Origin of the sequence: Georgenia soli, from assembly GCF_002563695.1 — a bacterium.
GTDB lineage: Bacteria > Actinomycetota > Actinomycetes > Actinomycetales > Actinomycetaceae > Georgenia > Georgenia soli.
This window is the reverse complement of the sequence record NZ_PDJI01000004.1, coordinates 816,397-835,140: the sequence shown is the minus strand read 5'-3', so window position 1 is coordinate 835,140 and position 18,744 is coordinate 816,397. Positions and strand designations below refer to the sequence as shown.

15 protein-coding genes and 1 pseudogene are annotated in these 18,744 nt (G+C 74.0%); 10 read left to right on the top strand and 6 right to left on the bottom strand.

Going from position 1 to position 18,744, the window contains the following annotated elements:
- Positions 1–25: 25 nt before the first annotated feature.
- On the bottom strand, positions 26–1,753 hold the full coding sequence (gene ptsP, locus ATJ97_RS05160; RefSeq protein WP_098482816.1) for a phosphoenolpyruvate--protein phosphotransferase: 1,728 nt from the start codon (positions 1,751–1,753) through the stop codon (positions 26–28).
- A gap of 227 nt (positions 1,754–1,980) precedes the next feature.
- Between ptsP and ATJ97_RS05155 the strand changes: the two genes are divergently transcribed.
- Positions 1,981–2,211, top strand: coding sequence for a PTS sugar transporter subunit IIB (locus tag ATJ97_RS05155; protein WP_043499863.1), 231 nt, complete (start codon positions 1,981–1,983; stop codon positions 2,209–2,211).
- Between the two features lie 93 nt (positions 2,212–2,304).
- Complete coding sequence (gene malQ / locus ATJ97_RS05150) at positions 2,305–4,467, top strand: 4-alpha-glucanotransferase (protein WP_098482815.1); 2,163 nt, start codon at positions 2,305–2,307, stop codon at positions 4,465–4,467.
- Between the two features lie 542 nt (positions 4,468–5,009).
- Here malQ and ATJ97_RS05145 read toward each other — a convergent pair.
- Positions 5,010–6,350 (bottom strand): annotated as a pseudogene (locus tag ATJ97_RS05145) (PTS transporter subunit EIIC); the annotation flags it as partial.
- A 305-nt stretch (positions 6,351–6,655) separates the two neighbouring features.
- Here ATJ97_RS05145 and ATJ97_RS05140 point away from each other — a divergent pair.
- From ATJ97_RS05140 to ATJ97_RS05130, 3 genes are read left to right on the top strand one after another with little or no spacing between them, the layout of a single operon-like run.
- Positions 6,656–6,886, top strand: a complete 231-nt coding sequence (locus tag ATJ97_RS05140) for a PTS sugar transporter subunit IIB (protein ID WP_043498907.1) — start codon at positions 6,656–6,658, stop codon at positions 6,884–6,886.
- Entirely contained in the window at positions 6,883–7,341 is a 459-nt protein-coding gene (locus ATJ97_RS05135) for a PTS sugar transporter subunit IIA (RefSeq protein ID WP_098482813.1), read from the top strand. The genes ATJ97_RS05140 and ATJ97_RS05135 overlap by 4 nt, the downstream gene beginning before the upstream one ends.
- Positions 7,338–8,015, top strand: a complete 678-nt coding sequence (locus ATJ97_RS05130; protein WP_098482812.1) for an HAD family hydrolase — start codon at positions 7,338–7,340, stop codon at positions 8,013–8,015. Before ATJ97_RS05135 ends, ATJ97_RS05130 begins: the two co-directional genes overlap by 4 nt.
- A gap of 253 nt (positions 8,016–8,268) precedes the next feature.
- On the opposite strand, the gene pepN is transcribed toward ATJ97_RS05130, so the two are convergent.
- Positions 8,269–10,854, bottom strand: coding sequence for an aminopeptidase N (pepN, locus tag ATJ97_RS05125; protein WP_098482811.1), 2,586 nt, complete (start codon positions 10,852–10,854; stop codon positions 8,269–8,271).
- A gap of 198 nt (positions 10,855–11,052) precedes the next feature.
- On the opposite strand from pepN, the gene ATJ97_RS05120 reads away from it, so the two are divergent.
- Complete coding sequence (locus tag ATJ97_RS05120; RefSeq protein WP_098482810.1) at positions 11,053–11,268, top strand: hypothetical protein; 216 nt, start codon at positions 11,053–11,055, stop codon at positions 11,266–11,268.
- A gap of 25 nt (positions 11,269–11,293) precedes the next feature.
- Here ATJ97_RS05120 and ATJ97_RS05115 read toward each other — a convergent pair whose 3' ends face one another.
- The gene (locus tag ATJ97_RS05115; protein ID WP_245862152.1) at positions 11,294–11,851 is read right to left on the bottom strand and encodes a GNAT family N-acetyltransferase; all 558 of its coding nucleotides are present in this window, start codon (positions 11,849–11,851) and stop codon (positions 11,294–11,296) included.
- A gap of 189 nt (positions 11,852–12,040) precedes the next feature.
- On the opposite strand from ATJ97_RS05115, the gene ATJ97_RS05110 reads away from it, so the two are divergent.
- The 3 genes from ATJ97_RS05110 to ATJ97_RS05100 all read left to right on the top strand — a co-directional run bounded on the left by ATJ97_RS05110 (position 12,041) and on the right by ATJ97_RS05100 (position 14,653).
- Entirely contained in the window at positions 12,041–12,664 is a 624-nt protein-coding gene (locus ATJ97_RS05110; RefSeq protein WP_098482809.1) for a mycothiol-dependent nitroreductase Rv2466c family protein, read from the top strand.
- 187 nt (positions 12,665–12,851) lie between these two features.
- On the top strand, positions 12,852–13,442 hold the full coding sequence (locus ATJ97_RS05105; protein WP_098482808.1) for a hypothetical protein: 591 nt from the start codon (positions 12,852–12,854) through the stop codon (positions 13,440–13,442).
- Positions 13,439–14,653 (top strand): MFS transporter, encoded by a 1,215-nt coding sequence (locus tag ATJ97_RS05100; protein WP_211287057.1) that lies wholly within the window; start codon positions 13,439–13,441, stop codon positions 14,651–14,653. The genes ATJ97_RS05105 and ATJ97_RS05100 overlap by 4 nt, the downstream gene beginning before the upstream one ends.
- 95 nt (positions 14,654–14,748) lie before the next feature.
- Here the strand turns inward: ATJ97_RS05100 and ATJ97_RS05095 are convergent, their stop codons facing one another.
- On the bottom strand, positions 14,749–16,767 hold the full coding sequence (locus ATJ97_RS05095) for a M13 family metallopeptidase (RefSeq protein WP_098482807.1): 2,019 nt from the start codon (positions 16,765–16,767) through the stop codon (positions 14,749–14,751).
- Between the two features lie 172 nt (positions 16,768–16,939).
- Between ATJ97_RS05095 and ATJ97_RS05090 the strand changes: the two genes are divergently transcribed.
- On the top strand, positions 16,940–17,389 hold the full coding sequence (locus ATJ97_RS05090) for a ribose-5-phosphate isomerase (RefSeq protein ID WP_098482806.1): 450 nt from the start codon (positions 16,940–16,942) through the stop codon (positions 17,387–17,389).
- Here the strand turns inward: ATJ97_RS05090 and ATJ97_RS05085 are convergent.
- Complete coding sequence (locus ATJ97_RS05085) at positions 17,386–18,732, bottom strand: GNAT family N-acetyltransferase (RefSeq protein ID WP_098482805.1); 1,347 nt, start codon at positions 18,730–18,732, stop codon at positions 17,386–17,388. The two genes, ATJ97_RS05090 and ATJ97_RS05085, sit on opposite strands and share 4 nt — an antisense overlap.
- Positions 18,733–18,744: the final 12 nt, after the last annotated feature.

Here is an 18,744-nt window from a genome sequence, read left to right as displayed (position 1 = left end):
TGCGCGGTCACCGTCCCATCATCGCTCACAGCCCGAGCTCGCCCAGAACCGGCAGCCCCTCGCGCACGCGGGCTCGGGCGTCGGCGGCCGACTCCGCGTCCACGGCTGCCCGGGCGAGCCGGCGGCAGGTGGCCAGGTCGGTGGCGGCCAGCACCGCGGCGACGTCGGCCAGCGCCCGCGGCGTCATGGACAGCGACGAGACGCCCAGCCCCACCAGGACGACGGCGAGGGCCGGGTCCGCGGCGGCCTCGCCGCACACCCCGACCGGCCGGGACTGCTGCGCGCCGCCCTGGCAGGTGGCCTCCACCAGCCGCAGCACGGCCGGCTGCCACGGGTCGGACAGCTCGGCGAGCGAGCCGAGGAGCCGGTCGGCGGCCATGGCGTACTGGGTGAGGTCGTTGGTGCCGATCGAGGCGAACGCGGCCCGCGCCAGGATCGGCCCGGCCAGCAGCGCGGCGCTGGGCACCTCGACCATGACGCCCGCCGTGCCCAGCCCGTGCCGCTCGCACGCGGCGACGAAGTCCTCCGCCTCCGTGACCGTGGCGACCATCGGAGCCATCACCCACACGTCCGCCTCGGTGGCGTCCGCCGCCCGGGCGATCGCGGCGAGCTGGTTCTCCAGCACCTGCGGGGCCTTGCGCGCGGTCCGCAGCCCGCGCACGCCGAGGGCCGGGTTGGCCTCCTCCGCGTCGGTGACGAACGGCAGCGGCTTGTCCGCGCCGGCGTCGAGGGTGCGGACCACGACCTTCTTGCCGGGGAACTGCTCCAGCACCCGCCGGTACTGCTCCGCCTGCTCCTCCACCCCCGGCTCCTCGGCGCGGTCGAGGAAGCAGAACTCGGTGCGGAACAGCCCCACGCCCTGGGCGCCGGCCTCGGCGGCGGCGCGGGCGTTGTCCGGGTCGCCGACGTTGGCGAGCAGCGCGACCTCGTGGCCGTCCGCGGTGCGGCCCCGCCCGTCGAAGGTGCGGGTGACGCGGCGCTGCTCCTCCGCGTGGCGGACGCGCTCGGCGTCCGGTGCGAGCTCGACGGTGCCGGCCCCGCCGTCGACGAGGACGACCTCGTCCTCCGGCAGGGACTCGGCGGCGCCGCTCACGCCGACCACCGCTGGGATGCCCAGGGACCGGGCCAGGATCGCGGTGTGCGAGGTCGGGCCGCCCTCGGCGGTGACGATGGCGCGCACGAGGGCGGGGTCGAGCAGGGCCGTGTCCGCGGGGGCGAGGTCGGTGGCCACGAGGACGAACGGCTCCGAGCGCTGCGGGACCCCGGGCATCGGCTGCCCCGTCAGCTCGGCGATGATCCGGTTGCGCACGTCCGCGACGTCCTTGGCCCGCTCGGCCATGTAGCCGCCCAGGGCGCTCAGCTGCTCGGCCACCTGGCCCGCGGCCTGCCACACCGCCCGCGGCGCGGGCAGGTGCTGGTCGCGCACCAGAGCGACCGCCCCCTTCACCAGGGTCGGGTCCGCCGCCATCTGCGCCGTGGTCTCGAGCAGCTCGCGGCGCTCGCCCTCGACGGTCGTCGCGGACTCCTGGAGCGCCTTCGCGACGGCGTCGGCGGCCACGGAGATGCGACCCGCCTCGGCCTCGGCGTCCGACTCCGGTACCGCCGGACCGCTCGGCGGCTCGCCGGCGGGCGGCCGGACCTGCGCGACCGGCCCGGCCGCGACGCCTGGGCTCACGCCGACACCCCGCAGGGTCGTCGGCACGGACGTGACGGTGCCCTGGGCGTTCTCGCCGCCCGTGGCCTCGTTGCTCATGGGAACTCCTGTCCTGACGGATACCTCCATCATGCCCGTCACGGGCGCACGTGCCCGTCGCACGCGCCGGTCCACCAGCACGGCCCCGGACGGTGCGGCCCGGGCGGTGCGGCCCGCCGCGCGCCGATCTGGTGGTGCACCCTCCGCACGCAGGTAGGCTCGGAGGAGGTCGCGGGAACGTGACGAATCCCGCACGATCACCGTCTCAAACCTGTTGGAGGAGTTTCATGAACAAGGCCGAGAGCATCGTGGCCGCCCTGGGGGGTGCGCCGAACGTCGTCGACGTCGAGCCGTGCATCACCCGTCTGCGCGTGGAGGTCCGGGACCCTGCCGTGGTGGGGGAGAGCGACCTGAAGGCCACCGGTGCGTTCGGCGTCGTGCGCGTCGGCCGCGTCGTGCAGATCGTCGTCGGTCCCGAGGCGGACGACCTGGCCGAGCAGATCAGCGCGCTCCTGTAGCCCCACGCGCCGCACGACGTGCCGGCGAGGGCGAGGCCCCCGGCGCGGAACCCACGCCGGACGCACGGTCGTCCGTCGACACCGAGGAGCACCATGACGTCGAGCCCGGCACCGGCCGCGGACACCACCACTCCCTCGCCGGAGCTGCGCCGCCTGGCGGACAGCTTCGGCGTGGCGACGGACTTCTGGGACTACACCGGCCAGCACCGGGTCGTCCCGGCCGCGACCATCCGGGCCGTGCTCGCGGCGCTCGGCGTGGCCGCGGCCACCGAGGAGGAGGTCCGGGGTGCGCTCGCCGAGGTGGAGCTCGCCCCCTGGCGCGCGGTGCTGCCGCCGTCGGTGGTGGTGCGGCAGGGACGCGACCACGAGCTCCCGGTCCACGTCCCCGACGGTTCGGGGGTCGCCGTCGTCGTCGAGTTCGAGGGCGGTGGCACCCGCCGGCTGGAGCAGAAGGACGCGTGGGTGGCCCCGCGTGAGGTGGACGGCGTGGCGACCGGCCGGGCGACCTTCGTCGTCCCGGCCGGCCTGCCCGTCGGCTGGCACGAGGTGGTGGCCCGCGTCGACGGCGGCCCCGAGGCCCGCGCCCCGCTCGCGGTGACCCCGGACCGCCTGCCCCGGCCGGCCGTCGCCACCTCTCGCGGGTGGGGCCTGATGGCGCAGCTGTACTCGGTCCGCTCCGCCCGTTCGTGGGGCGTCGGCGACCTGTCCGACCTGGCCGAGCTGACCAGCTTCTCCGGTGACCTCGGGGCCGACTTCCTGCTGATCAACCCCCTGCACGCCGCCGAGCCGAGCGGCCGCATGACCCCCTCGCCGTACCTGCCGGTCACCCGCCGGTTCGTCAACCCCATCTACGTCCGGCCCGAGGAGGTCCGTGAGGTCGCCTACCTGCCGGGCCCCCAGCGGGCGCTGGTGGAGTGGGCCGCCGAGGAGGTGCGGGGTACGAACGCCACGAACGCCCCCATCGACCGCGACGCCGCCTGGGCCGCGAAGCGCGAGGCGCTCGAGGTGATCTTCGCCGCCGGCCGCAGCCGGTCCCGCCAGCGTGCGCTCGACCGTTTCCGCGCCGGCGAGGGCCAGGGGCTGGAGGACTTCGCCCTGTGGTGCGCGCTGCACGAGAAGTACGCCGAGACCGGCTGGCCCGAGGAGCTGGGGGACATCCGCTCGCCGTACGTGGCGCGCGCCCGCCGCGAGCTCGCCGATCGGGTCGACTTCTACGTGTGGCTGCAGTGGGTCGCGGACGAGCAGCTCGCCCACGCCCAGCAGGTGGCGAAGGACTCGGGCATGGGCCTGGGCGTCATGCACGACCTCGCCGTCGGCGTGCACCCGGGCGGCGCCGACTCCTGGATCGACCGCGAGGCGTTCGCGCAGGGCATCGGCGTCGGCGCGCCGCCGGACATGTACAACCAGCAGGGCCAGAACTGGAGCCAGCCCCCGTGGCGGCCCGACGCCCTGGCCCGCACCGCCTACGCGCCGCTGCGGGAGATGGCCCGCACCGTGCTGCGCCACGCGGGCGCGGTACGCGTGGACCACATCCTCGGCCTGTTCCGGCTGTGGTGGATCCCGGACGGGATGGGCGCCGACGAGGGCACCTACGTCCGCTACGACCACGAGGCGATGGTGGGCGTGCTGCTGCTCGAGGCGGCGCGGGCCGGCGCGACCGTCGTCGGCGAGGACCTGGGCACCGTCGAGCCGTGGGTGCGGGACTACCTCGAGGACCGCGGGGTGCTCGGCACGTCCGTGCTCTGGTTCGAGAAGGACGACGGCGGTCACCCGCTCGAGCCCGACGCCTACCGCAACCTCGTGCTCGCCACCGTCGACACCCACGACCTGCCGCCGGTGGCCGGCTACCTCGCCGAGGAGCACGTCGACCTGCGCGAACGGCTGGGGCTGCTGACCGAACCCGTCGAGAAGGTGCGGGCCGAGGCGCGGACGGAGCGCCAGCGCATGGTGGCCCGTCTGCGCGAGCACGGGCTGGTCGGGGAGGAGCCCACGGAGCGGGAGCTGGTCGAGGCGCTGCACGTGTACGTGCTGCGCACGCCGGCCGTGCTCGTCGGCGTCTCGCTCACCGACGCGGTGGGGGAGCGGCGCGCGCAGAACCAGCCGGGCACGGACACGGAGTACCCGAACTGGAAGCTGCCCCTGGCCGACGGCGCGGAGCAGGTGGTCATGGTCGAGGACCTTCCCGGCTCGGCCCGGCTGCTCTCCCTCGTCGCCGCTGTCCGCGCCGCGCTCGGTGACGACGACCGCCTCGCCTGACGGGCGCCCCGACCCCCTCCCGGCGAGAGGTCAAGTCCTCCGTGAGAGGTCACTTCCTCCCTGAGGGCTCACTCCCTCCGTGAGGGGGCACTTCCTCCGTGAGGGGGCACTTCCTCCGTGAGGGGGCACTTCCTCCGTGAGGGGGCACTTCCTCCGTGAGGGGGCACTTCCTCCGTGAGGGGGCACTTCCTCCCTGAGGTGTCGGGGGCGGTGACACTTCGCCTGTCCGCGCTGAGTCGCCGGCCGGAGAGGCGCAACGTGCCCCCGACCGAGCTGCCCGGGTACAGAACGACCCCCTGCACGGAGCCTTGGAGCTCCGCGCAGGGGGTCGTCGCGGCGTCGGCGGTTTACGCGACGGGCGGGGTGCCGCCCTCGCGCTCCTCGCGCTCGCGGCGACGCTCCTCGTAGGCCTTGCCGACGGCGCGGGCAGGGTCGTCGTACGCGGACGGCTCGGTGGTGGGCACCCGGTCAGGGTCGTCGCGGTCGAGCTCGGGGGCGGCCTTGCCGGTGTCCTCCGCGACGGCGGCGGCCGGGTTCTGACGCCGTCCCTCCCGCTCCTCCGCAGCGCGGGCACCGGTGGAGACGGCGGCGGCCTCCTGGGCCTCGTCGAAGACCGACGGGGCGCCGGAGGCGGTGTCGCCCTCCTCCTCGCGGCCCGGGGTGCGCAGGTTCCACCGCTTGATCGCGAAGCTGAAGATCAGGTAGTAGATCACCGCGTAGCCCAGGCCGATCGGGATGATCCACAGCGGCATGGTCGCGATGCCGAAGTTGAGCAGGTAGTCGATCGCACCCGCCGAGAACGTGAACCCGTCCTTGATGCCGATGGCGTTGACCAACGCCAGCGACGTGCCGGTGAGCACGGCGTGGACGACGTAGAGCGGGAAGGCGACGTAGGCGAAGGCGTACTCCAGGGGCTCGGTGATCCCGGTGAGGAAGGACGTCAGGGCGACCGAGATCATGATGCCGCCGGTGACCTTGCGGCGCTCCGGCTTCGCGTGGCGCCAGATCGCGAGGGCGGCCGCGGGCAGCGCGAACATCATGATCGGGAAGAAGCCGGTCATGAACGTTCCCGCGGTCGGGTCCCCGGCGAAGAAGCGGAAGATGTCACCCTGCGCCACCTGGCCCGTGTCCGGGTTCGTGTACTCGCCGAACTGGAACCACGGGAGGTTGTTGAGCAGGTGGTGAAGGCCGAAGGGGATCAGCAGGCGGTTGAGCGTGCCGAAGACGAAGCCGCCGATGACGACGTTGCCCTCGTCCGTGACCCACCGGCCGAACCCGCCGATGACGGCGTTGAACGCGGGGTAGATCAGGGCGAACAGCACCGCCACGACCACGGCGACGAACGCGGTGATGATCGGCACCAGCCGGCGTCCGCCGAAGAAGGCGAGGTACGGAGGCAGCTTCGTGCGGTAGAAGCGCTGCCAGAGCAGGGCCGCGATGATGCCGATCGTGATGCCGCCGAGCACGCCGTAGTTGATGGTCTCCTCGCCCTCGGCGCCGGCGCCGAAGTAGGGCGCGAGCGCGTCGAGCACGGCGGAGAAGGTCAGGTAGCCGACGAGGCCGGCGAGCGCCGTCGAACCGTCGGACTTGCGTGCGAAGCCGATGGCGACGCCGAGCGCGAAGATGATCGGCAGGTTGCCGAACACCGCGTTGCCCGCGGCGGCGAACACGTTGGCGACCGGCAGCATCCAGGCCATGCCTGGCCAGCTCGACACGCCCTGCTCGCCCAGCATGTCCGGCTGGCCGAAGCGCAGGAGGAGGCCGGCGGCGGGCAGCACGGCGATGGGCAGCATGAGCGAGCGGCCGACGCGCTGGGCCTGGGCGAAGCCCGGGATGCTTCTCTTCTGCTTGGTGGCGGGGACACCCGCCGCGGTGGTGGTCATCGCTGCTCCAATGGTCAGGAGCGGCCCACCTGGCGTGCGCTTCGGCGCGCACCGGGACGCTCCGGGGTGCGTCCACCCCTCCGTCTCGCACTGCGATACGGACGAGCCGACGCGCACACTGAATCGCCAGCAAACCTGTGTGTCAAGGACCCGCGCCGCGCCTTGGGGAACGCTTGACACACGGCTGGCCTGCGCGGTCTTATCAGCATGCCGGGGCAGACTGCCCCGGTGCGGGCGCCCGACGGCGCACGGCGGGGAGTTCCGCCGGCAGGGTCACGGCCGGTCCGTGACGACAGGAGCTGAAGATGAGCCAGGCGGAGCAGATCCTCGCGGCGCTGGGCGGGGACGCCAACATCCTCGACCTCGAGGCGTGCATCACGCGGCTGCGCGTGGAGGTCGAGGACCCGGCCAAGGTCGACGAGGCCGGTCTGCGCGCCGCGGGCGCCTTCGGCGTCGTCCAGCAGGGCGCGGCCGTCCAGGTGGTCGTCGGCCCCCAGGCGGACACGATCGCCGAGGACATCGAGGACCTGCGGTGACGCTGCGGGTCCTCGCGCCCGTCGCCGGAAAGGTCCTGGCTCTGAAGGACGTGCCGGACCCCGTCTTCTCCGAGGCCATCGTGGGGCCGGGCATCGCCGTCGACCCCGCCGGTGCCGAGGTGTCTGAGGTCCGGGCCCCCGTGGCCGGGACCATCATGAAGTTCCACCCGCACGCCTTCGTCCTGGTGGCCGACGGCGGACGTGGCGTTCTCGTGCACCTCGGCCTGGACACCGTCCAGCTGGGCGGCGAGGGGTTCACCCTTCACGCGCAGGAGAAGGACAAGGTCGAGGCCGGGCAGCTGCTCGTCACCTGGTCGCCCGAGCAGGTGGCCGCCGGTGGCCGCTCCCCGGTCACCCCGGTCATCGCGCTCGAGGGCACGGCGGAGTCCCTGACCCAGGCGGTGCAGCCCGGCGACAGCGTGTCCGCGGGCGACGAGCTCTTCTCCTGGGCGTGACGGACTCCGGCCTGCGCGGCCGGGTGGACGCGATGCTGCGTTCGCCGGGCGCCGGCCTGCTCCTGGACCTGGACGGCACGCTGGTGGACTCCGAGCCGACCCACCGCGCCGCGTTCGCCACGTACTTCGCGCGCCGCGGCTGGGACGTGCCCGCGGACATGCTCCACCTCTTCGCCGGCCGGCGCGGGGCGGAGGTGTTCGCGGCAGTGGAGGGCCCGTGGACGGGCGAGGACCCGATGGGCCTGGCCCACGAGGTCATCGCCTGCCTGGACGTGGAGACCTACCCGCCGGCCCCGGTGGCCGGCGCGGCGGACGCGATCGCGGGGTGGCGCAGGGCCGGTCTGCCCGTCGCCGTCGTCACCTCCGCCACCCGCGCCTGGACGACGGCGGCCCTGGACCTGCTCGGGGTGGCCGACCTGGGCGTCGCCCAGGTCACCGCGGAGCTGGTCGAGGTGGGCAAGCCCGACCCCGCCCCGTACCGCCTCGGCGCCGAGGTTCTCGGTGTCGAGGCGGCCGCCTGCGTGGCCGCCGAGGACACCCCGGCCGGGCTGAGCGCCGCGCTCGGCGCGGGCGTGGGTCTGGTGCTGGGCGTGACCACGTCGCACGCGGCGCGCACGTTGCGGGCGGCCGGCGCCCACGACGCCGTGGACGACCTCAGCGCCCTGGTGCCCTGAGCGGTGCGGCCCCGCGCGCCGGGCCACCGCTTGTAGGCGTGCGTGAACGGGGGACGCAGTGGCCGCCTCCGGCGTGTCCGCTGGCTGCTGGCACTCCGCCCACTGCCGGTTCTTCCGCCGTCTGCTGGTTCTTCCGCCGTCTGCTGGCTCTTGTGCCAGGTGCCGGTTCCTTCGCCGGGTGCGCGCGTCGTTGCGTGCGCACCCGGCGGAAGGACCCGCAGTCGGCTGCGACCTCCTGGGCGGGGGTCGGCCGTCAGGCGCTGGCCCGGTCGGCCTCCTGGGCCCGCACCGCGCGGCGGGCGGCGTCGAGGTTCTCCACCACGAGGCGCCGCAGCGCGGGCGGGGCGTCGGCGTGCGAGTCCAGCCACTGCTGCGTCAGCTCCACGACGTCCACCCCGTGCTCGGCCGCGAGACCGGCGAGCTTGCCCGGGTAGAGCCCGACGACGATGTTCTGCGCCATCTCGTTCGTGCGGCCGGACCAGACCGGCTCCAACGCGGCGAAGTAGCGCTCGACGAAGGGCGCGAGCAGCCCGCGTTCGTGCACCTGGGTGAACCCGCCGATGACGTTGGCCTGCACGGCGTTGGGCAGCGCGTCGGAGTCGACGACGTCGGTCCAGGCCCGCTCCTTGTTCTCAGCCGTGGGGATCGCCGCGCGGGCGCGGGCAGCCTGCTGCTGCCCGGTCGCCGTGGCGTCGCGCTCCAGCTCCGCCTCGATCTCCGACTCCGCCGCCCGCCCGCCGGCCACCAGGCCCTGCAGCAGCGTCCACCGCAGGTCCGTGTCCACCGTGAGCCCCGGCAGCTCCGCCGAGCCGTCCAGCAGCCCCGCGAGCACGTCCAGGTGCTCGCCCGCCACCGCGTGCGCGGCCAGCGCCCGCACCAGCTGCAGCTGCGTGTCGGAACCGGCCTCGGCCTCGCGCGCGAGCGCGAGCAGACGTCCGGCGACGTCCTGCCCGACCTCGGCGCGCCGCTCCGGGGCGACGTACTGGCCCAGGGCGGTGGCGACCTGGCGCAGCAGCACCATGACCACGGTGGAGTCGGTCTCGGTGGCCACCGCCCGCAGCGCGAGGTCGATGAACTGCCGCGCCGACCACTCGCCGTCCCGGGTCATGTCCCACGCGGCCGCGAGCACGAGCGCCCGGGGGAGGGACTCGGTGAAGCCGCCCAGGTGCGCGGTCGCCGTGGCGAGGGACCGCTCGTCCAGACGAACCTTGGCGTACGCCAGGTCCTCGTCGTTGACCAGGATGAGGTCCGGCCGCGGCCGGCCGGCGAGCTCCGGCACCTCGGTGCGGGCGCCGTCGACATCGAGCTCGACGCGGACCGTGCGCTCCAGGCGGGCGTCGGCCCCCTCCCCGACGACGTCGTACCCACCCACCACGAGGCGGTGCGGGCGCAGCGTGGGGTGCTCCGCCGGGGCCTCCTGGAGGATGGCGAACGAGGCGATCGTGCCGTCGTCGTCCTCGATCTCGGGACGTAGCAGGGTGACTCCCGCCTCCTCGAGCCAGACCCTCGACCAGGCGGACAGGTCGCGCCCGGAGGTGGCCTCGAGCTCGACGAGCAGGTCCCGCAGCTCGGTGTTGCCGAAGGCGTGCTTGGCGAAGTAGCGGCGCACGCCCGCGAGGAAGGCGTCACGGCCCACCCAGGCGACGAGCTGCTTGAGCACCGAGGCGCCCTTGGCGTACGTGATGCCGTCGAAGTTGACCTCGACGTCCTCGAGATCGTTGATGGGCGCGACGATGGGGTGGGTCGAGGGCAGCTGGTCCTGGTTGTACGCCCAGGACTTCTCCAGCGACGAGAACGTCGTCCAGGCGCTCGTCCAGCGGGTGGCCTCGGCGGTGGCCAGGTGGGAGGCGTACTCGGCGAAGGACTCGTTGAGCCACAGGTCGTTCCACCAGCGCATGGTGACGAGGTCGCCGAACCACATGTGGGCGAGCTCGTGCAGGATCGTCACCGCGCGGCGCTCGACGGTGGCCTCCGGGACCTTGGAGCGGAAGACGTAGCTCTCCAGGAACGTCACGGCGCCGACGTTCTCCATGGCGCCGGCGTTGAACTCCGGCACGAAGAGCTGGTCGTACTTGGTGAACGGGTAGGGCCGGTCGAACGCCTCCTCGTAGAACGCGAACCCGGCGCGGGTGATGTCCATGATCTCCTCGGCGTCGAGGAACTCGGCCAGGGAGGCGCGGCAGTACACGCCGAGCGGGATCGTGCGCCCGTCGCGGGACGTCAGCTCGCCGGTGACCCTGTGGTACGGGCCCGCGACGATCGCGGTGAGGTAGGAGGAGATCACCTCGGTGGGGGCGAAGCGCCAGGTCAGCGACTCCGCGCCGGGCTCCGCCACCGGCTCGGGGGCCACGACCGGCGTGTTGGACACGACCGTCCAGTGCGCCGGGGCGGTGACGGTGAAGGAGAAGACGGCCTTGAGGTCCGGCTGCTCGAACACGGCGAAGACGCGGCGCGAGTCGGCGACCTCGAACTGGGAGTAGAGGTAGACCTCGTCGTCGACCGGGTCGACGAAGCGGTGCAGCCCCTCGCCGGTGTTCATGTACCGGCAGGTGGCCTCGACGACGAGCTCGTTGTCCGTGGCGAGGTCGGTCAGGGTGATGCGGGCACCGTCGAACGCCGCGGTGTCCACCTCGCGGCCGTTGAGCACGATCCGCTCGACGGACTCGGCGATGAGGTCGACGAACGTGCCCGCACCCTCGCTCGCCGTGAAGCGGATGGTCGTCGTCGAGCCGAAGACCGCCTCCCCGCGGGTGAGGTCCAGGGCGACGTCGTAGGCGGACGTCGCGACGGTGGCGGCCCGCTCCTGGGCCTCGGCGCGGGTGAGGTTCTCTCCGGGCATGGGACTCCTTGAGACGTGCGTGACGGCCCATCGGCCGCGGTCCTGGCGGCGCCGGCGGCGCACCGCCCCCGATCCTGCCACCGAGGTGCCGCGGCGGCCGACCTGATTCCGCCGGTTGCGGCCCTCACCCGCCGGGGACACGCTGGGGCCAGTCCCCGGCGGCGGACGCCGGGGGCACGACGACGAGGAAGGACCGAGATGGACGCCGAGACCCCGCGCGAGACCGCGGACCGCGCCAAGGAGCTGGCCGACGCCGCCGCCGAGAACCTCGAGCACACCCGGCCCGACGACGAGGAGCTGGCCGAGGCGGACGTGGACGCCGCCCACCAGCCCGGCACGCCCGACCACCAGGAGCAGCTGAGGCCGGAGGGCGAGGGCGAGGACCTGGTGGGTCCTGGCTCACCGATGCCCTGAGCCGTCAGGCCGCTGCCCTCAGCCGTCAGGAGGACGGCAGCGCCACGCGCCGCTCGAGCCGCTCGGTGCGGTAGACCTCCAGACCGCGCGCCCGGTAGTTCGCCAGCGCGTGCGGGCTGTCGAGGCTGCAGGTGTGCAGCCACACCCGGGTGGCCGGCGGCAGCCCGGGCCAGCGCTCCGGCAGTGCCCAGGCCCGCACCAGGACGTCGGCGAGCAGGTGCCCGCCCAGTCCGCGGCCGGTGAAGGCGGGGAGCAGCCCGAGGTAGACGATCTCCACCTCGGTGCCACCGTCGGCGGCCGAGTCGCGGGTTTCGCCCGCGAGCTCCGCGTAGCCGGCGATCTCGCCGTCGACGCGTGCCACCCACGTCTCCCGGCCGGGCACCGCCAGCCACCGCGCCCACTCCTCCGGCGGCCACCCCAGGCGGTCGGTCCAGCTCCACCCCGCCCCGACGGCGCAGTACAGGCGGCTGTTGAGACGGGGGTCCGGCTCGCTGACCCGCTCGAGCGTGAACGAGGAGGGCCGCGGGGACGACGGCGGGGCGAGCGTGGCGGGATCGGTCGCCTGCAGGTAGGTGACGGTCACGAGCACCCCCACATCTCAGCACAGGGCCGGCCGGGGACCGACCCCGCTCGTGCTTGGCCGGGACCGGCCGCCGCCCATGCGTGGGCGCGGGAGACGCACCGAGGCGGGTCCGGGGACCTGGCCCCGGGGCACCGGGTGTGTGCCGGGCCCCACGACGATGTCGTCCGCCGTCGTCCGTACGATGGCGGTATGACCGAGACGACCAACTCCCGTGCCACCGCCGACTTCTGGTTCGACCCCATGTGCCCGTGGGCCTGGATGACCTCCCGCTGGATGACCGAGGTCGAGAAGGTCCGGGACGTGACCGTGCGCTGGCACGTCATGAGCCTGTCGGTGCTCAACGAGGGCCGTGACCTGCCGGAGGACTACGCGGCGCTGATGGAGCGCGCGTGGGGCCCGGTGCGCGTGGTCAACGCGGCGCGCGAGCAGCACGGCGAGCAGGTGCTCAAGCCGCTGTACGACGCGCTCGGCACCCGGATCCACCCCGGCGGTCGGGGCGAGGACCTGCCCGCCGTCATCGACGAGGCGCTCGCCGAGGTGGGGCTGCCCGCAGAGCTCGCCCGGTACGCGACGTCCGACGAGCTCGACGACTCGCTGCGCGCCTCCCACCAGGCGGCGCTCGACCTGGTCGGCGACGAGGTCGGCACCCCTGTCGTCGCCGTCGACGGCGTCGGCTTCTTCGGCCCCGTCGTCACGCCCGCGCCGAAGGGCGAGGCGGCCGGCCGGCTGTGGGACGGCGCACTGCTCGTCTCCTCGACGCCCGGGTTCTACGAGATGAAGCGCACCCGCACCCAGGGGCCGATCTTCGACTGATCACGCCGGCCGGCGTGACGTCGCAGGCGGTGCGCGGGTAGCGGCGCGGATCACGGGCTCGCGTACCGCCGGCGCGCGGGGTCGACGCGCAGGGGCGGTTGCGGACGGCGGGCACGGACGGCAGGCCGCCGGCCTGTCGCGATGGCGTAGCGTGTCTGCGCCCCCGAGGACGAGAAGGAGCGGTCGAATGGCGCAGGCAGGTCGGAGCAGGCTGAGCGGTGGCGAGCGTGCCGTCGTCGTCATCTCGGCACTGCTCGTCGTCGCCTTCGCGGTCCTGCTCGCGGTGCGGTTCACCGGGTCCTCCGCACCCGAAGCCACGACCGCGGCCACCAGCGGCACCGCGACGCCCTCGGGGACGACCGCGACCGGGCCCACCGAGGACCCCACGGAGGCACCCACCGGGGAGGACCTCACAGACGTGGCGTGGGACTTCGTCAGCCCGAGCGGCAACATCGCGTGCACGGTCGACGACGAGCGCGCCCTGTGCGGCATCGCCACCTTCGAGTACGCCGACAAGATCCCCGCCGCCGAGGTCGAGAGGTGCGACGGCAAGGTCGGGCACTTTCTGCAGGTGACCGCCGAGGGGTCCTCGCTCGTGTGCGACACCTCCGGCCAGGACCTCACGATCGACGCCGCCGGGACGCCCGCGCTGGGCTACGGCCAGGAGGAGAGCGTCGACGGCTTCACCTGCCTCTCCGAGGAGACCGGCATGTCCTGCCGCCACGACACCAGCGGCTACTCCTTCTCGGTGCGTCGCGCAGCGTACGACCTCGCGTGAGCCCGACCCTCACCGGCGTCCTCCAGCCCCGCCCGCTCGCCCTCGCCCTGCTCGGCATGGCGGTGGGCAGCTTCGCGATCGGCACCACCGAGTTCGCCACCATGGGCCTGCTGCCGCAGGTGGCGGAGACCTTCGCGGCCACCATCCCCCAGGCCGGCCACCTCGTCTCTGCGTACGCGCTGGGCGTGGTCGTCGGGGCGCCGGCGATCGTGCTCGCCTCCTCCCGTGCCCCTCGCACCGGGCTGCTCGTGGCCCTGGCCCTGGCGCTGGCCGTCGGCAACGCGCTCTCCGCGCTCGCACCGACGCTCCCGACGGCGCTCGCGGCCCGCTTCCTCGCCGGCGTGCCGCACGGTGCCTACTTCGGCATCGCCGCGGTCGTCGCCTCCGCCGTCTCCCCGCCGCAGCGCCGCGCCCGCTCCGTCTCGCTGGTGATGGTCGGCCTGACCGTGGCCACGATGCTCGGTGTGCCGCTGTCCACCGCGATGGGGCAGGCGTGGGGCTGGCGCTCGCTGTACTGGCTCGTCACGGCGGTGGCCGTCCTCGCCGCGGTGGCCATCTGGCGCTGGGTCCCGCCGGTGGCCGTGCGCGCGGGTGCGACAGCGCGGCGCGAGCTGACCGCGCTGCGCTCCCTCCAGCTCTGGCTGGCCGTGGCGACGGGCGCGGTCGGCTTCGGCGGCATGTTCGCCGTGTACAGCTACATCACCCCCACGATGACCGAGGTCGCCGGCATCGCCGAGACCGACGTGCCGTGGGTGCTGTTCGTGTTCGGCGTCGGTATGACGCTCGGCACGCTGCTGGGCGGGCGGCTGGCCGACCGGTCCGTGCACGGCTCGATCATCGCCGGGCTGGTCGCGATGGCCGTGAGCCTCGCGGCCTTCGCGGCGGTCGTGCGCGGGCCGGTGAGCGCGTACCTGATGGTGCTGCTCGTCTCCGTCGGCAGCCAGCTCATCGGCCCGGCGCTGCAGACCCGGCTGCTCGACGTCTCCCGCGAGGGCCCGTCGCTGGGCGCCGCCCTGCACCACAGCGCGCTCAACATCGGTAACGCGCTGGGGGCCTGGGTCGGCGGCGTCGTCATCGCGGCCGGGCTCGGTTACCTGGCGCCCGCCTGGGCCGGGTCGCTCCTGGCGCTGGCCGGGCTGGGCGTCGCCGTCGTGGCCGTGCTCCTCGAGCGCCGCTCAGGCGCGCCGGGGCCCTCGACCAGGATCGGCTGACGACCCCGCGGGGCGCCGGCAAGGATCGGCTGCCCGGCGCGCTTGGTGGGAGGCACGTCCGGGCGTGCGGCGGACCGCACGCCCGGGCGCTCACCTCACCAGATGCGCACGCGCTCCTCGGGCGGCAGGTAGAGCGCGTCACCCGGGCGGACGTCGAACGCCTCGTGGAAGGCGTCCATGTTCCGCACGACCCCGTTGCACCGGAACTCAGCGGGGGAGTGGGGGTCGATGCTCAGCAGCAGGATGGCGTCGGCGTCCCGTGACTTCGAGCGCCAGATCCGGCCCCAGGAGTGGAACACCCGCTGCAGCCCGGTCAGGCCGTCCACGACGGGCGCGTCCGCGACGCCGTCGAGGCCCTGCTGGCGCAGGGCGATGTCGTAGGCCTTGATCGCGATGGACAGGCCACCGAGGTCGCCGATGTTCTCGCCGATCGTCAGGGCACCGTTGACGTGGTGGCTGCCGTCGAGCTGTGCGGGGGAGTAGGCGTCGTACTGCCCGATGAGGGCCTTGGTCCGCTTCTCGAACTCCGCACGGTCCTCCGGCGTCCACCAGTCGGTGAGCCGCCCGGTGCCGTCGTACTTCGAGCCCTGGTCGTCGAAGCCGTGCCCGATCTCGTGACCGATCACGGCGCCGATCCCGCCGTAGTTCCAGGCGTCGTCGCCCTCCGGGTCGAAGAAGGGCGGCTGGAGGATCGCGGCGGGGAAGACGATCTCGTTCATCGTCGGGTTGTAGTACGCATTCACCATCTGCGGCGGCATGAACCACTCGTCGCGGTCCATCGGCTTGCCGAGCTTGGCCAGGTCGCGACGCTCCTCGAAGAGGTTCGCCGCTCGCACGTTGCCGAGAAGATCCTGCGCGTCGATCTCGAGGGCGGAGTAGTCCCGCCACTTGTCGGGGTAACCGATCTTGGGGGTGAACGCCTCGAGCTTGGCCAGGGCGCGCGCTCTCGTCTCCTCGCCCATCCAGTCCAGCGCGGAGATCGACTCGCGGTAGGCGGCGATGAGGTTGTCCACCAGGCATTGCATGGCGGCCTTGTGCTCGGGCGGGAAGTGCGCGGCGACGTACAGCTCGCCGACCGCCTCGCCGAGCGCGCTCTCGACGAGCGCGACACCGCGCTTCCACCGTTCGCGCAGCTCCTCCGCGCCGGTGAGGGTGCGGCCGTAGAAGTCGAAGTTCTCGTCGACGAACGCGGCCGGCAGGTACGGGGCACGTGCGTGCACCACCTGCCAGGTCAGCCACATCCGCAGCGAGTCGACGTCGAGCGACTCCCAGGCGCGGGCGAAGTCGGTGAGATAGGACGGCATGGCCACGATGAGGCGCTCGAACGCGCTCTCCGGCACGCCGGTGGACTCCCGCCACAGGTCCCAGTCGAAGCCCGGGGCGGCGGCGACCACCTCGTCCCAGCCCATGGGGTTGTTGATCTGGTCGGCCTCACGGGACCGGACCTTGTCCCAGTGCCCGGCCGCGAGGGTGGTCTCGACCTTCATCACCCGCTCCGCGGCCCCCATGGCCTCGTCCTCGCTGACCAGACCGGTCAGGGCGAGCATCGCGGCCACGTGCGCCACGTAGGCCGTGCGGGTCTCGGCGTGGGCGTCCTCGCGGTAGTAGGACTCGTCCGGCAGGCCCAGCCCGGACTGGAAGAAGAACACGACGTAGCGCTCCGGGTCGTTCAGGTCGGTGTCGACCCCGTAGCCGACCGCGCCGGTCACCCCGGTGGGCTGCAGCGTGCCCATCGCGCGGGTCAGCGCGTCCTTGTCCAGGGCGGCGGTGAGGAGGTCCAGGTCCGCGCGCAGCGGCCCCGTGCCGAGGGCCTCGATCCGCTCCGTGGCCATGAACGAGGAGTGCAGGTCCCCGATCTTGCGGGCGTTGTCCGGGTTGCCGCCGCCCGCGTCGCCGGACGCGGCCGCCTCGACGATGGCGCGCACCCGCACCTCGCTCAGGTCCCGCAGGGCGTAGAAGGCGCCGTCGCGCGCACGGTCCGCGGGGATCACGTGCTTGGCCAGCCAGGTGCCGTTGACGTGCCGGAAGAGGTCGTCCTGCACACGGACGGAGGGGTCCATCGCCTCCGCGTCCGTCATGCCGGGAGTGGTCTCGCTCACGTTGGTCGTGGTCATCCTCCGACCCTACGGCAGCCCCCCGACACCGCGGAACGCCCCGGGCCGGGCCGACGGCGCGCCTGCGCGGCCGTCCGGGGCGGCGCGTGCCCGGTTCTCGAGCGCCGGGCGCCCCGTGACGGTGACCGGGCAGCCGCCACGACGGTGCCGTCGGTATTGGCACAATGACCGCATGCGCATCCACATCGCCGCGGACCACGCCGGGTTCGAGCTGAAGTCAGCCCTCGTCGAGCACCTGCGGGCCGCGGGCCACGAGGTCGTCGACCACGGCGCCCACGAGTACGACGCCCTGGACGACTACCCGCCGGTCTGCTTCGCCGCCGCGCAGGCCACCGTCGGCGACCCCGGCTCCCTCGGGATCGTCCTCGGCGGCTCGGGCAACGGCGAGCAGATCGCCGCCAACAAGGTGGTGGGCGTGCGTGCCGCGCTGGCGTGGAACACCGAGACGGCCACCCTGGCCCGCGCGCACAACGACGCCAACGTGGTCGCCGTCGGGGCGCGCCAGCACTCCGTCGACGAGGCGATCGAGCTGGTCGAGGCCTTCCTCGCGGAGCCCTTCTCCGGCGACGAGCGCCACCAGCGCCGGATCGACCTCGTCGCCGCGTTCGAGAACGGCCGCTAGAAGCCCCAGCTGATCGCCGGGGCCAGCGGCCAGCCGAGCGCGGTGGAGGCCGGGGCGAGGGCGCCGGGCCTCAGCTCTGTCACCCTCCCGGCGCCCGCCAGCGCCGCCAGCGACACCCCGCCGAGGTAGGCGGAGGCGAGGTCCGCGACGTCGAGGGCGAGGTGGGCGGGCTCCCCGGTGCGCCCCGCCGTCGCCCTGGCGGGCGAGCCGCGCAGGTGCCAACGGCCCGCGTTCGCGGGCAGGAGCTCGTCCCGCACCTCCAGGACGACGTCCACCTCGGCCGCGTAACGGCGGGCGGCCAGCGCCGCGCCGACGTCGAGCAGGCGCAGCCACATGCCGTCGTGCAGGCGCACCTGGGCGCCGCGAAGGTCGGTGAGCATGTGCAGCAGCGGGTCGTCCACGGCGAGGCGCCCCGTCCGGACGCTCACCATGAGGTCCAGGTCCGTGAGCGTGCCCCACAGCGCCCGCGCGGCCGCGGCGTCGAGGGCGACGGACTCCCGGATCGTCACCGTGCCCTGTGGCTGGCCGGTGTCGGCCCAGTCGCCCTTGCGGCGGAACAGCGCGTAGCCGCGCGGCTCGCCGCCGGCGGTCCGGACGACGGCGATCCGCAGGCCCTCGGCGTCCTTCCTGGCGCTGGGCCAGTCGACCAGGTGCCCGGCACGCAGCGCCTCGCTCGCGCGCCGGATCCAGCCCGGCCGGTCGACGGCGCCGTGCACCCGCTCGACGACGTCGCCGTGGCGGGCGGGGTCGACGCGGTCCAGCTCGACGACCAGGTCCTCGGCCCCGGGCACCGTGCGCAGCTCGGCACCGCGGGCCACCTTGGCCGTGGCGTGCTGCGTCGCGACGCCGTAGCCGTAGCGTCCGTAGATGCCGGTCTCGGCGGCGTAGAGCGCCGAGACGACCTCCCCGCGCCCCAGCGAACGGGCCAGGTGGGCGGTGACCATCGCCCGGGACAGGCCCCGGCGCCGGTGCCCGGGGTGGACGCCCACCCAGGTGAGACCTGCGGTCGGCAGGCGCACCCCGCCGGGGACGGGCAGCTGGAACGCGAAGGAGGAGTGGATCGCGGCGAGGCGGCGCGCGGCAGGGTCGCGCTCGTCCCACACGCCGACGGTGCGGCCCGGCTCCAGCTCCCAGACCGCCGCGGCCTCGTCCTCGGGGGTCAGCTCGTAGGCGAAGGCCCACCGGTCGACGTCGGTCATGGCGGCACGGTCGGCGACGTCGTCGAGCTCGGCGAGCCGGTAGCCGGCCGGCAGCGGCGGGATGTCAGGGGCACCCACGGTGCGCGGGGTGGCGTCGGGGGCGTCGGCGCGGGAGGTGACCGTCGTGGTCACGGAGTCTGTCATGCGGCCAGCGTG